Origin of the sequence: Confluentibacter lentus (assembly GCF_002806995.1) — a bacterium.
GTDB lineage: Bacteria > Bacteroidota > Bacteroidia > Flavobacteriales > Flavobacteriaceae > Confluentibacter > Confluentibacter lentus.
The window spans coordinates 81,208-95,592 of sequence record NZ_NIHE01000006.1; the positions used below are offsets into that span (position 1 = coordinate 81,208).

General features: G+C 33.9%; 11 protein-coding genes. 4 read left to right on the forward strand and 7 right to left on the reverse strand.

The genetic code is table 11. The features are described 5' to 3' along the window. The first annotated feature begins 194 nt into the window (after window positions 1-194). The 4 genes from CDH50_RS11815 (at window position 195) to CDH50_RS11830 (ending at window position 7,446) form a co-directional block, all read left to right on the forward strand. On the forward strand, window positions 195-2,381 hold the full coding sequence (locus tag CDH50_RS11815; protein ID WP_100612489.1) for a glutamine synthetase III family protein: 2,187 nt from the start codon (window positions 195-197) through the stop codon (window positions 2,379-2,381). An 81-nt stretch (window positions 2,382-2,462) separates the two neighbouring features. Then, window positions 2,463-3,641 (forward strand): AIR synthase related protein, encoded by a 1,179-nt coding sequence (locus CDH50_RS11820; RefSeq protein ID WP_100612575.1) that lies wholly within the window; start codon window positions 2,463-2,465, stop codon window positions 3,639-3,641. A gap of 108 nt (window positions 3,642-3,749) precedes the next feature. After that, on the forward strand, window positions 3,750-4,712 hold the full coding sequence (locus tag CDH50_RS11825) for a DUF3078 domain-containing protein (RefSeq protein WP_100612490.1): 963 nt from the start codon (window positions 3,750-3,752) through the stop codon (window positions 4,710-4,712). 181 nt (window positions 4,713-4,893) lie between these two features. Beyond that, window positions 4,894-7,446, forward strand: a complete 2,553-nt coding sequence (locus tag CDH50_RS11830; protein WP_100612491.1) for an adenosylcobalamin-dependent ribonucleoside-diphosphate reductase — start codon at window positions 4,894-4,896, stop codon at window positions 7,444-7,446. Between the two features lie 138 nt (window positions 7,447-7,584). On the opposite strand, the gene CDH50_RS11835 is transcribed toward CDH50_RS11830, so the two are convergent. The 7 genes from CDH50_RS11835 to CDH50_RS15385 all read right to left on the reverse strand — a co-directional run bounded on the left by CDH50_RS11835 (window position 7,585) and on the right by CDH50_RS15385 (window position 14,186). Continuing rightward, on the reverse strand, window positions 7,585-8,892 hold the full coding sequence (locus tag CDH50_RS11835; protein ID WP_100612492.1) for a hypothetical protein: 1,308 nt from the start codon (window positions 8,890-8,892) through the stop codon (window positions 7,585-7,587). Then, complete coding sequence (locus tag CDH50_RS11840; RefSeq protein WP_100612493.1) at window positions 8,889-9,602, reverse strand: hypothetical protein; 714 nt, start codon at window positions 9,600-9,602, stop codon at window positions 8,889-8,891. Before CDH50_RS11840 ends, CDH50_RS11835 begins: the two co-directional genes overlap by 4 nt. A gap of 165 nt (window positions 9,603-9,767) precedes the next feature. Continuing rightward, entirely contained in the window at window positions 9,768-10,388 is a 621-nt protein-coding gene (locus CDH50_RS11845) for a Pr6Pr family membrane protein (protein WP_100612494.1), read from the reverse strand. Window positions 10,389-10,424: 36 nt separating this feature from the next. After that, window positions 10,425-11,759 carry a hypothetical protein gene (locus CDH50_RS11850; protein WP_100612495.1) on the reverse strand — a complete coding sequence of 445 codons (1,335 nt, stop codon included), beginning with the start codon at window positions 11,757-11,759 and terminating at the stop codon, window positions 10,425-10,427. A 138-nt stretch (window positions 11,760-11,897) separates the two neighbouring features. Beyond that, entirely contained in the window at window positions 11,898-12,560 is a 663-nt protein-coding gene (locus tag CDH50_RS11855; protein ID WP_100612496.1) for an ATP-binding cassette domain-containing protein, read from the reverse strand. A 351-nt stretch (window positions 12,561-12,911) separates the two neighbouring features. Continuing rightward, entirely contained in the window at window positions 12,912-13,700 is a 789-nt protein-coding gene (locus tag CDH50_RS15380; protein ID WP_317044652.1) for a hemolysin family protein, read from the reverse strand. A gap of 33 nt (window positions 13,701-13,733) precedes the next feature. Further along, entirely contained in the window at window positions 13,734-14,186 is a 453-nt protein-coding gene (locus tag CDH50_RS15385) for a CNNM domain-containing protein (protein ID WP_317044653.1), read from the reverse strand. Between the last annotated feature and the right edge of the window lie 199 nt (window positions 14,187-14,385).

A 14,385-nucleotide genomic window follows, 5' to 3' on the forward strand; every position in this document is an offset into this window, starting at 1 on the left:
TTTTTATTTAAACCCCATTTTTTTACGGTATATTTTAAAAAAACATTATTATTTTATATTTATATTATAAAAATGTTAACAGAACATTTTTTGATAATAAGAAATTTTCTATTTTAATTATTTTTTACAGACTTTGATGCTTATTTTTGTAGTTAAGCATCATGCTTTTAAAACATAATTAATAATTTAAAACTATGTCAATATTAAGGTTTCACGCTATTAAAGAATCACTTGCAAATAGACCAATTCTAGTAGAAGAGAAAGAACGTCGTTCAGATATATTTGGTAAAAATGTTTTCAACGAAACTGCCATGCGGCAATATTTAACAAAAGATGCTTTTAATGGTGTTATGAATGCTATAAAACATGGAAAAAAAATCGATAGAAATATTGCAGACCAAGTAGCATCTTCCATGCGTGATTGGGCATTGTCTAAAGGGGTTACCCATTATACACATTGGTTTCAACCGTTAACTGGAGCAACCGCAGAAAAGCATGATGCTTTTTTTGAAACAGTAGATGACGGCATGTCTGTTGAGAAATTTGGTGGAAGCCAATTGGTGCAACAAGAACCAGATGCGTCTAGTTTTCCAAGTGGTGGTATTAGAAATACATTTGAAGCAAGGGGTTACACGGCTTGGGACCCAACATCTCCCGCCTTTATCTATGGAAAAACACTTTGTATTCCAACCATATTTGTGGCTTATACAGGTGAGGCATTGGATTATAAAACACCTTTGTTAAGGGCGTTACAAGCGATTGATAGTGCAGCTACCGAAGTATGTAAATATTTTGATAAAAATGTTAGAAAAGTCACTTCGTCTTTAGGTTGGGAACAGGAATATTTTCTAATAGACAAAGCTTTGGTTGCCAGTCGTCCAGATATCATTTTAACAGGAAGAACATTGCTTGGGCATACTTCTGCAAAAGGACAACAATTGGATGATCATTATTTTGGCTCCATTCCCAATAGGGCCTTGAATTTTATGCGTGATTTAGAAATTGAATGTATGTATTTGGGTATTCCAGCAAAAACGCGTCATAATGAAGTGGCTCCAAATCAATTTGAATTAGCGCCTATTTATGAAGAAGCAAATTTAGCAGTCGATCATAATTCATTATTAATGGATATCATGGGACGTGTGGCTTCTAGGCATAATTTTAAAATATTATTACACGAAAAACCATTTGCAGGAGTGAATGGTTCTGGTAAACACAACAATTGGTCATTGTCAACAGATACAGGAATCAATCTTTTAGGTCCGGGAAAAACACCTATGAGTAATCTGCAATTCTTGACCTTTTTTGTGAACACTATTAAAGCGGTTCATGAAAACGAGGAACTTTTGCGAGCGACTATTGCTTCTGCTGGAAATGACCACAGATTGGGTGCCAACGAAGCGCCTCCTGCTATCATGTCCGTATTCATTGGCGAACAATTAACGAAGGTTCTGGAAGAGCTTGAAGGTGTTACCAAAGGAAAACTTTCCCCAGAAGAAAAAACGGATTTAAAACTTAATGTCATTGGAAAAATTCCTGATGTTTTATTGGATAATACCGATAGAAATAGAACGTCGCCATTTGCGTTTACAGGGAATAAATTCGAATTTAGAGCCGTAGGTTCGCAAGCCAATTGCGCCAACCCAATGACCATTTTAAATACCATCGTCGCCAAACAATTAAAGGATTTTAAGGTGGAAGTAGATGCGCTTATTGATGGTAAAGGATTGAAGAAAGATGAAGCCATTTTCAATATTTTAAGGGAATACATTAAAGGATTGAAAGATATATTGTTTGAAGGTAACGGTTATAGTGACGCTTGGGAAAAGGAAGCTAAAAAGAGAGGTTTGAGTAATAATAAAACCACTCCAGAAGCTTTAAAAGCCAAGATTTCTAAAAAAACGATTGCTTTATTTGAAGAAATGGAAGTAATGAGTAAGGTGGAAATGGAAGCACGTTATGAAGTTGAGATGGAAGATTATATCAACCATATTCAAATTGAAAGTCGGGTTTTAGGGGATATAGCGCGTAACCACGTTGTGCCAACAGCCGTGAAATACCAAAATATTTTAATTGATAATGTGAAAGGCCTAAAAGATATTTTTGAAGATAATTATAAGAAGTTGGCTAAAGAACAACTGGTGCTCATCGAAGAAATATCCACGCATATAGAGAGCATCAACGCGAATGTTACGAAAATGACGAATGAGCGTAAGAAAGCTAATAACATGCAGGACATCGAAAAGAGAGCACATGCATATTGCTTTAATGTAAAACCTTTGTTTGATGACATCCGATACCATTGTGATAAATTGGAGTTGCTTGTGGATGACGAAATTTGGCCGTTAACAAAATATAGGGAACTCATGTTCACTAGATAGTTCATATCATTTGGAAAATCCTGCTTGAAAAAGCGGGATTTTTTAATTCAAAAAATTAAATTTGCAGCACAATACCATATTATGAGTCAAGAAGTAAGTAAGCGTTATGCAGGACGTGGTGTTTCGGCATCAAAAGAAGATGTTCACAATGCTATAAAAAATATCGATAAAGGGTTGTTTCCAAAAGCATTCTGCAAAATCGTTCCCGATTATTTAACAAATGATGACAATTACTGTTTGATTATGCACGCCGATGGTGCGGGAACAAAATCATCTTTAGCGTATATGTATTGGAAAGAAACGGGTGATATCTCTGTTTGGAAAGGCATTGCGCAAGATGCCTTAATCATGAATATAGATGATTTATTATGCGTTGGTGCTACCGATAATATCATATTATCTTCAACCATTGGAAGGAATAAAAACCTGATTCCTGGCGAGATTATTTCAGCTATCATTAATGGAACTGAAGCGCTGATTTCAGAATTAAAAACCTTTGGCGTGACCATTCATTCCACTGGTGGGGAAACAGCTGATGTAGGCGATTTGGTTAGAACCATTATTGTAGATTCTACCGTAACCGCCAGAATGAAACGCAGCGATGTGATTGATAATGCCAATATTAAAGCAGGTGATGTTATTGTTGGTTTGGAGAGTTTCGGACAAGCTACTTATGAAACCTCATATAATGGAGGAATGGGAAGTAATGGTTTAACCTCTGCTCGTCATGATGTGTTCGGCAAATATTTAGCACAAAAATATCCTGAAAGTTTTGATGCATCTGTTCCTGAGGAGTTGGTGTATTCGGGGCACATGGCATTAACAGATTCGGTTAAAGATTCACCAATAGATGCTGGCAAATTGGTATTATCGCCAACAAGAACCTATGCGCCCATCATTAAAAAAATCTTATCAAAATATAATGGTAAAGATATTCATGGCATGGTCCACTGTTCTGGAGGTGCTCAAACAAAAATCCTTCATTTTATAGATCGGTTTCATATTGTAAAAGACAATTTATTTCCTGTGCCGCCATTGTTTAAACTCATTCAAGAGCAATCTAAAACCGATTGGAAAGAAATGTATCAGGTTTTTAATTGTGGGCATAGAATGGAATTATATGTTTCTCCCCAAATAGCCAATGATATTATTTCCATCTCCAAATCCTTCAATGTCGATGCTAAAATCATAGGTCGTGTTGAGGATTCAAAAATTAAAAAGCTTACAATAAAAAGTGAGTTTGGGGAGTTTAGTTACTAAATTTTTATTAGTGACGCAGAGACCGAACGATTTTTGAGGAAAATAATAATAATTTTTAAAATCAAAATTTACTATTTGTTTTAGCAGACAAAAGATTCATAACCAATCATGAAGAATATTTTTTTTATTTTATTTTGCTTACTATTCAATGTCGCAATTGCCCAACCAGATTCATTGTTTTTAAAAAATAAAGAGGAAAAAGAAAAAGGACCTGAATGGATTCAAAAGAATAAGTTTAGTATAGACTTAAATGAAGTCACCTTCGTAAATTGGAATGCAGGAGGGAGCAACTCCATATCTGCTTTGGTAGGCTATCAATTTTCTTATAATTATTCAGATAAATATTTTTTCTGGAAGAATAGTTTGGTGGCTGGTTATGGTGTAAATGGACAACAAGGAAGAGAGGCCAGAAAAACTACGGATGTTATTGATGTAAATTCGAATTTTGGATTTAGCCCTAACGAAAAATCTAATTGGTTTTATTCAGCTCGTTTTAATTTTAAGACCCAATTTGCCGAAGGGTACCAATATCCAAATACAAGTAGACCCATATCCAAATTTATGGCACCAGGCTATTTGTTTTTTGGAGGCGGTATGGAATACGGTCGTAATATTGATGAATTGTCCCTCTATTTATCGCCAATCACCCTAAAAGCCACCTTTGTTTTAGACGATAATTTAGCTAATGCCGGTAAGTTTGGAGTGACACCAGCAGTTTTGGACGTGGATGGAAACGTTATTATACCAGGAGAACATTCTAGAACTGAGGCGGGTATTTTAATAACCAATAGTTATCAAATGGAAATTGCCCAAAATATTATTGCGAAAAATCTTGTAAGTGTGTATTCAGATTACATAAATAATTTTGGAAACATCGATGTTGATTGGCAAATGAATTTGAACTTTAAGGTCAATAGTTTTGTGAGGGCAACTTTAGAGTCGCACCTAAAATATGATGATGACGTCAAAACAACCGTACCATCAGCAACGGTTGAAGGTGAGTTTGATGAAGCGGGCGCTAAAGTGCAATGGAAACAATTCTTGGGTATTGGCTTTGCAGTCGATTTTTAAATTTCAATTTTTTTGTTATTTAATAAATTTGTTAACTTTTTGATGTTGATAAGATTTTAATTTATTGAAAATCAAATTATTAACAGTTGTGTATTGATAACTTCATGATATTTGTCATGTTTTATGTTTGATTTTTTTTGTTATTTTATGGTTACTGCAAAAACCTAAATTTTAAATAACAATGAATTTAAACCTCACCAAAGCCCCACTTAAAACGTACACGCAAGATGAAGCTTTTAACGCTTCGCTAGCCTATTTTAATAACGACGACCTAGCCGCTCGTGTTTGGTTGAATAAATATGCCTTAAAGGATTCCCAAGGACATATCTACGAGTTAACGCCAAACGATATGCATCGCCGTATCGCTAAAGAAATAGCAAGAGTTGAGGTAAATTATCCCAATCCATTGTCTGAAAACGAGATTTTCGATTTAATCAAAGATTTTAAATACATCGTTCCGCAAGGTAGCCCGATGGCGGGTATTGGAAATCCGTTTCAAATAGCCTCGCTTTCCAATTGTTTTGTTATTGGGAATTCGGGGAATTCCGATTCGTATGGTGGCGTGATGAAAATTGACCAAGAACAGGTACAACTTATGAAGCGCAGAGGAGGTGTCGGTCACGATTTATCACACATTCGACCCAAAGGTTCTGCGGTTAATAATTCGGCACTGACTTCCACAGGTATTGTGCCTTTTATGGAACGCTACTCCAATTCCACAAGGGAGGTAGCGCAAGATGGTAGGCGAGGGGCTTTAATGCTTTCCGTATCCATTAACCATCCTGATTCCGAGGATTTTATTGATGCGAAGCTGGAACAAGGCAAAGTAACTGGTGCCAATGTCTCCGTTAGAATAGACGATGCGTTTATGGAAGCCGTTAAAAATGGTACGGAGTATGTTCAAAAATATCCCATTTTCAGCAGCAATCCCAAAGTATCAAAAACCATTGAAGCCAAAGCGTTATGGAAAAAGATTGTGCATAACGCATGGAAATCTGCCGAACCCGGCATTTTGTTTTGGGATACCATCATCAATGAATCCATTCCGGATTGTTACGCGGATTTGGGTTTTAAAACCGTATCCACCAACCCCTGTGGTGAAATTCCGTTGTGTCCTTACGATTCTTGCCGTTTATTGGCAATCAATTTGTTTTCGTATGTTGATAATCCGTTTACAAAAGACGCTAGTTTTGACTTCGAGTTATTCAAAAAACACATCGCCGCAGCGCAACGTATGATGGATGATATCATCGATTTGGAATTGGAAAAAATCGATGCTATTTTAGATAAAATTGATGCCGACCCAGAATTGGATGAGATAAAAGCTACTGAACGGAATTTATGGATAAACATTAAAAAGAAAGCCCAAGAAGGGAGGAGAACAGGTATTGGCATCACTGCGGAAGGTGATATGTTGGCCGCTTTAGGCATTCAATATGGTAGCGAAACTGGTAATGCGTTTTCTTTGGAAGTGCATAAAACCATTGCTATGGAGGCATATAGAGGTTCTGTAAATTTAGCGAAAGAGCGAGGTGCCTTTTTGGTTTATGATTCAGAACGTGAAAAAAATAATCCGTTTATTCAACGATTGAAAGAAGCGGATAGTAAATTGTATTACGATATGCTGGAGTATGGCAGACGAAACATTGCCTTGTTAACCATTGCACCCACAGGAACCACCAGTTTAATGACGCAAACCACTTCTGGTATAGAACCGGTTTTTTTACCAGTTTACAAACGAAGACGCAAAGTAAACCCCGGCGATAAAGATGCCCGCGTTGACTTTGTGGATGAAGTAGGAGATTCATGGGAAGAATACGTGGTGTTTCATCAGCGTTTTAAACAATGGATGGAAGTGAATGGCATGGACACGTCCGTTAATTATTCCCAAAAGGAAATCAATAAATTAATCAAAAAATCGCCTTACCACAAAGCCACGTCTAATGATGTGGATTGGTTGAGTAAAGTCCGTATGCAAGGTGCCATTCAAAAATGGGTAGATCATTCCATCAGCGTAACCATTAATTTGCCAAGCGATGCGACAGAAGAACTTGTTGGTGAGCTTTATTTAAAAGCTTGGGAAGTCGGTTGCAAAGGGGTTACCGTTTACAGGGATGGCTCGCGTTCGGGTGTGTTAATTGCCAATGATGATAAAGAAGATAAGAATCAAAATATACTAACGCCATTTCCTAGAAAACGTCCAGAGAGTTTGGATGCCGATGTGGTTCGTTTTCAAAATAACAAAGAAAAATGGATCGCGTTTATCGGTTTGATAGAAGGCAAACCCTATGAAATTTTTACGGGTTTGGCTGATGATGAAGATGGTATTTTAATACCACGTTGGGTGAATGAAGGCGTTATCATTAAAAATAGAAATGAGGACGGTACATCCCGATACGACTTTCAATATAAAAACATACGAGGCTATAAAACCACCATTGAAGGCTTATCGCATAAGTTTAATCCAGAATATTGGAACTACGCCAAACTCATTTCAAGTACGTTACGTCATGGCATGCCCATTGATAAAATAGTGGATTTAATCAATAGTTTACAACTGGATAGCGAATCCATCAATACATGGAAAAATGGCGTGGTTCGTGCCTTAAAGCGTTATGTGGAAGATGGCACCCAAGTAAAAGGGCATACCTGTGATAATTGTAAATCTGAGAATTTAATATACCAAGAAGGCTGCTTAACCTGTAAAGATTGTGGGTCTTCTAAGTGTGGATAATATTTTTTTAATTATGATTTAAAAAGGAAGTTGATTTTTATTGGCTTCCTTTTGGTTTTGGGATTATTTGGATGTTCGTTTAACGTGTTTGTCAGATTTGTTTTTTAGCTCAGTTCTTTGTTGGCAGCTGGTTTTATTTCAAAAATCAAGTCTATAAAAGAAATTATTAATGAATTCCCAAGCAATGTCTTCTTGACCATTAATTCCAATTTCTCCATATGGCGATTTACAAATCATTCGCATCACTATTTCTTTCTTCATTTCCTTTTTGTTCAATTCATAAGTAATGTCCATTGTAATTTCCGAAATGGCAGGTGTGTCATCTTTAATTTTTGTTATCTTATATTCTTTAAGGATTTTATATTCTAATTCTCGTCTAATCTTTCCTGCCTCTTTTTCTACGTTGATATCCTTATCTCCAATTCGATACATTTGAATTGCGATTTTACCATAGTTTTTATTCAGCCAATTTTGAGCTAAATTAAAAGCTTGTTTTTCAGGACTAAATTCTCTAAAATCGGATGGGTTTAGACTTAATTCAATTTCACTTCTTGGTTTCCAATCTTCTAACTCTTTAAGTGTCTTTTCGTGTTTAATTTTCCATTTATTATGCTCAATAATTGTATTCTTTAAGTCTCTTAAACTTTCTCTTAAAGTAATTTGAGTTTCTTGAATTGGCGGATTTTCTTTTTGTTCTTTTAAAGCTCTAGCCCAATCATTAATTGCAAAAAGTGTAGACCAACATTTTCCAACTACAAACTTATTATCAAACTTTAAATCTCGTCCGTGTAAAATTCCGTTCCTATATGGCAGAAATATTTCTTCAGAGTTTGTTTTTTTTCTTGAAGCATTAAATATATCTCTAATAGCAGTCAATCCGCTACTATGTGCCGCAATACTATCCCAAGCTGTTAAATCAGTTGTTTCTGTAAAAAAACCTTTATTTTTACTAATATCATTTACAACACCATCTATAATTAACAATAAAATAGGTACGCAAGAGTAAAATCGACGTTCCAAAGTGTCTTCGTAAGCCTTTTGAATGAGATTAAATCTAACAGAAAATTCCGGTAAAATTTTGAACCTATGATGTAGCCATTTAATTTCCGTTGAAGTAAAGTGGTCAGATAGTATATTTTCAGCTTTATTAATATCTCCATTTTCTGCAAGTTCTACTGCTTTTTCCATTAAAGGTGAATTCATAGATTCGTGAGATATCCAACCTAGTTTTGCAAATTGATTATTAAATCTATCAGGTATAGTAGATAAGTGTTCTATTTCTTTTTTTAAGTCTGGAAGTCGAGAAAAGGCTTCGTTTAAAGCGTCGTTCTTTAGACCAAAAAAAGAAAAAAATTTGATAATTTTTCCAATTGCATATGCTCCTTGAATTTCTTTTCTTGGTTTTGCATATGAAGGCAAATCAGATATTTTATCCTTTTTTATCATCTAAAAGTTTTGCTTTTAGTCCAATTTAAAAGATTTTCATAAAATTTATAAGAAATTGAATGATAATCATCATCCCAAATATTGATTTTTTCAATTGGCATTTGTACCCATTCATTAATTAAAACCTCTAAAATATTAAACAAATTTGAGTCAATGGCTTTCAATTCTTTTAGTGACTTAGGGTAATTTATATGTTGTTTGGGGTCGGACTTAATAGCTATGAATTTGCCAATGTAATAATCAACGAATTCGGGGTAATAAGTTCCTCTAATTTTAAAACCATTTTTTATCGCTAGAACCTCTGATTTTGAACATTTATTTACCTCGTAATCGATTATGAATTTCTTTTTGTCAAAACCTAGTTCTAAATAAATTGGTAGCATTTTAATGTGGTCTAGACAATTTCCAAAATGTTCAATTAAGTCTTTGGAAAATATTTTCGACAACGTTTCATTCCCATTGACTAATAATCCAATGCTTGAACCTATGAATATTTCTTTTTGTCTAATAAAAACATGAAGTAGTTCGTGAGTGAATGAATTTATGTCAATATTGTTTTCTGTTACATATATTATTGATTCGTCATTTTCAGAGTAACAGGCGTAATTTGGGTAGTCACTTAATTGGACGGAAATTGAATGCGTTTCATTTAGTTTTTCCCACAGTTTTCGATTTCGAGAATCAATAAGTCCAATTTTTTCTAAATTCATTTTGAGGTTTGTTCAACTTGCTGCCAACTAAGATGATATGGAATTGTTTTAATGTTCCATATCTGTACCAATAGCTATCAGAAAAAGCGAAGTTATATTTTTTTCTCACAAAACCAATAAATTTATTTTGTCAACCAGAAGTTCTAAGGAATAACAAAACAATCCTCACCCCTTAATTTTCACTCTTATATTTTTTACAACCAACAACATACTTATAACGCATACCATGAGAATTAAAATAAGTGTACTATTTACTAATGCCATATCGGTGCCAATTTCTGGGATATTCAAAAACGGGTATGGGTAATAGTTGTAAAAATGGCCTCTTACTAAAATAAAGGTGAGATAAAAAAGAGGGTATAGCAACCACATAATGGCATCACGAAACTTGATTTTTTCTTTTGTATCAAAAATAAACCAATACATAAGCATGTATAATGGTATGATGCTATGTAATAACTCGTCAATAAGGCGTTGCATGCCTGTTGGCTCCCAAACATGTCGCAATAAAAATTGATACACCAAACCCACAATAAGTATAAATGCTGTAAGCGCGGTCAATGCGGTTTTTTTACTCAATAGGTCTAAGGGTTTCATTGAAAAACCTAAAACTTTAGAAGTAAAGTAGAGTGCTACCAACATATTGGTAAGTATGGTAAAGAAGCTAAAAAAACGGATGATGGTTTCGAGAATGTCCGTCTCCCGATTTTGAATAATCAAAATAAACTGTGTGATGATAGCGAACCACCCTAGGCAAAAACCTATAATTTCAATCTTTTTTTGCATTTTTTGATGGTTCTTGGTAAGAGCGGGAAGCTTTTTTTAATTCAACTCATACATATTATTAAGTTGTTTTTCAAACTCTGCCTTATCAATTTTGTGGTTTGTTTTCATTTTGTCAATCAGCTCCATATTTTTATCCGAAAGTTTTTTAGTAATAATATCTGGAGATGTTGTGATGTTGTTTTCTTTTACTATCCTATTAAAATCCTCTACAAATTTATTATTGGCAATTATTTTTAATTCTTGAATTTCTCTATAGCGATTGTATAAATCCCGAGATCTCACTTTCATTTCAAAAGCCATATTACTAATGGTGGAAAGATGGGATTTGTTTAATTCTGCATTTCCTTTAAAAGAATCAATTTTATTGGAGATTTGAATGGTTATTTCTCGTGTTGTAAGATTATTGTCTATTGTGAATTTGGGGTCCATTTTTTTTAATGGCGTTTCAAGTCCCAAACAAAATTCTCTTAATTCAATGCCTAAAATACCAACATCGGTACGTATGTTTTGTAGCCTCATGAGGTACTCATTGTCAAGTTTGGCCATATAATCGTAGAACACTATTATTTGATTTAACTCATTTAATATTTGGGTTTGCGAGTTTTTTATTTCTGTTAGTAATGTGTTTTTATAGTCGTTTTTAACTTCTTTTTGTTCTACGGCACTAAATACCAAGCCAGAAGTTGTTCCAATAATGCTTTTAACGGTAGAAGCAAAGGGTACGATACCTGTCACATCATTTACTATAGGATTATCTAAAACGGAGGTCACGGTACTTAAAATATTGGAGATTTTGGACTGTGTTTCATTCTTTTTAGGGCCATCTTTCATGACTTTATCAATCAAATCTTTATAGTTTTTTGATAATGCCACTTGTAATTTATCAGAAAGTTTAAACCCTAAAGAACCAGATTGCGGATTGATGATTTTTCTAAATTCTACGGCTAATTCTTCGCTGGTTAGTTTCTCGTCAAGTTGGCTGTATTTGTCACCATAGAACTTAATATAATGATGGAAATTTTCGAGAATTTCTTTGTTTCTCGCAATATTTAGCTTTTGGAATTCTTCTTTTTCTATATCAGTTATTTTAAGTTTTTGTTCTACATTGTCAGCTCTGCTTGTTAAATCACTGTATTTAATGTCTAATTCCCTGCTCACGTTTTCAACTTTTGAATTAACAGAAGTAGTACTCTTTTCAAAATTGCTTTGTGTCAAATCAGCTTGCAACTTTAAATTATTATAAAGCTTAGTGAGTTCTTCTAGTTTGGCATTTAATTCATCAATGGCAACGTCGCCGTGTGGTTCACTTTGTCCAAGTGCAATAAAGCATAAGAGCAATGTGAATGAAACTAATATTAGTTTTTTTGTCATTTTATTTGGTTTTTAAGTTGGGTAGCCAAAGGATATATAATAACGATAATGAAAAATTTTTTTCATATTAGAAATTAAACGAAGTTCATTATTTTTTAGCATATTGTCAAACATAAAAAGTTAAATGGTAAATTATTTTTATTCTATAAAACCCATGCTCAAATACTTATTATCCTCTAGCTCGTGTAAATCATTTACAAGTTTTGACCAACCATTTTTTAGAAGATAAATTGAATCTGATACATCAACAATATGTTGATACATATGGTCAGTGATTACAATTGCTTTTTGATGTTTTTCAGTCTCAATTAAAGCTACTATTTTTTCAATATATAAAGGTGCTATATGGGAAAAGGGTTCATCCAGCAAGATGATGTTGCTTGAATATTTTAATATTAAATAAACTTCCATAACACGACGCTCGCCACCAGAGAGTTTGTTGAATTTTAAGTTTTCAAAGTAAGCGAATGAGGGAAATGTGTTGGTGAAATCAATCCAATCCACATTAAAAAGTTGGAAAGCTGTTTTTGTGTTTAGATTATTCGGTATGAAATGATGTTGGGGTAAATAAGAGACTAATCCAGTTTGATAAAGCGGTTTTAAAATGGGTTTACCATCAATTCTTATTAATTTGTATTTAGAAATTAAATCTCCAAAAATGATTTTTAACAAGCAGCTTTTTCCGCAGCCATTGCTTCCTAAAATACCAGTTATGTTTCCTGATTCAGCTTTTAAATAGATGCCATTTAAAATACGTTTTTCTTTAAAATACAGTTCAACATTATCTATTTCTAAAATCATACAAATGCTTTTATAATTGAAAGAACGGAAATAGTTAAAAAAGCATCCATAACAAAAAATATGAAGAACAGTTTAAAGGTTGAAATCCCTAAATTTTTATAAAATAGGAGTTTTTGCTTAAAAGAAGATTCCTTAATAAAGTAAGCCAAGAAAAGAATCAAGACTATTTTTCCTAAAATGACTAAGGGAATATAATGACCCAAAAGTATGAACAAAAATATATTTATTCCCAAAGACCAAAATATAAAAGGTCTGTAAAAATAAAAGATGGTGGCTAGTTTTTGCATAACATATTCATAACGACTTAAAGCTAAGAATATTTTCAGGATTCAATACTTGTAATTGACAATGCTATTTCTCACTCACCAATATCTTATCAATTTTTTGTCCGTCTTTGTCCACCACCTCCAGCACATAGTTTTCTATGGTTATTTTGTCTCCAACTTTCGGGACTTCATTGGTTTCATGGATGATGAGTCCGGCAACGGTTGTGAATTTATTGTGCTGCTCATCGGTTAAATTAATGTCAAAATATTTTGCAAATTCTATGATGGAGTATTGGCCATCAACCAACCAACTTTGGTCCTCCCTTTTTATTATTTGATATTCTTCTTGGTTACTTTCTGTAGATTCCCCAATGAGCGCATCCATAACATCATCCATGGTTACAATGCCTTGCGTGGTGCCATATTCATCTACCACAATGCCATAATGCAATTTTTCCTTTTTGAAAATCTCTAAAACTTTATAGGCTTTGGTGTTTTCATTAAAATAAATGGGTTGAATAACAAAATCATTAATTTTAAAATCTTTATCACTTACTGGCGAAAACAAATCCTTTAGCAAAACAATGCCAACGATTTCATCTAAATTAGTGCTTTTTGCAACAGGATAGGCGGAGTGTTTTTCCTTGTTTATTTTTTGTTTTACCTCTTGCAAAGTGTCATCCAATGTAAAAAAAACAATATCACTTCTATGGGTGATTAACGAATCTACATTTCTGTCGCCAAACTCAAAAACACGATTCACAATAGTGTGTTCAATATCTTGGATTTCACCACCTTCGGCACTTTCCTTGATTATGGATTTTATTTCTTCTTCTGAAATGGCATTATCTGTTTGGTTTTTTATTCCAAGCACTTTTAGTAAAAGATTATTGCTAAATGTTAGCAGTCAAACGAACGGCGACGTCATAATAGATAAAACCTTCATGGGTTTTGCCAACATGGAAATGATAGATTCGGGGAAGGTCATGCCGATGCGTTTCGGCAAAAGTTCGCCCAAGACAATGGAAAGATAGGTGATGAAAATAACAATGATTCCGGTGGCAATTTCAAAAGAATAGGGTTTTAAAAGGGCATAATTATTGAGAAAACCAATGACATCCTTTGTTAAATTCTCACCACTATACACCCCAAGCAAAATGCCTATAAATGTGATGCCGATTTGAACGGTGGAAAGAAATTTAGTAGGATTTTCAGATAATTCCAAAGCTGTTTTGGCGCCCGTATTTCCCTTCTTTTTGGCGGATTCCAATTTGAATTTTCTAGAGGCAACCAAAGACATTTCAGACATGGCAAAAACGCCATTTACTAAAACAAGTAACAATATGATTATAATTTCCATTTAACTTTTGCTATTTTAATTGCCACTGAAAAATTCCGCTTGTTATGAGGAACTTCGTTTTATGACAACCTCAAAATTAGATAAATAATTTCAATACGTATTAATTTAATTGGGTTCTTAGTATAGTTTTCAATACCCAAGTTTTCAACTATTGAAAATTCATAAATTATCGTATTTTTGCCCCACAATTTAAACAGGC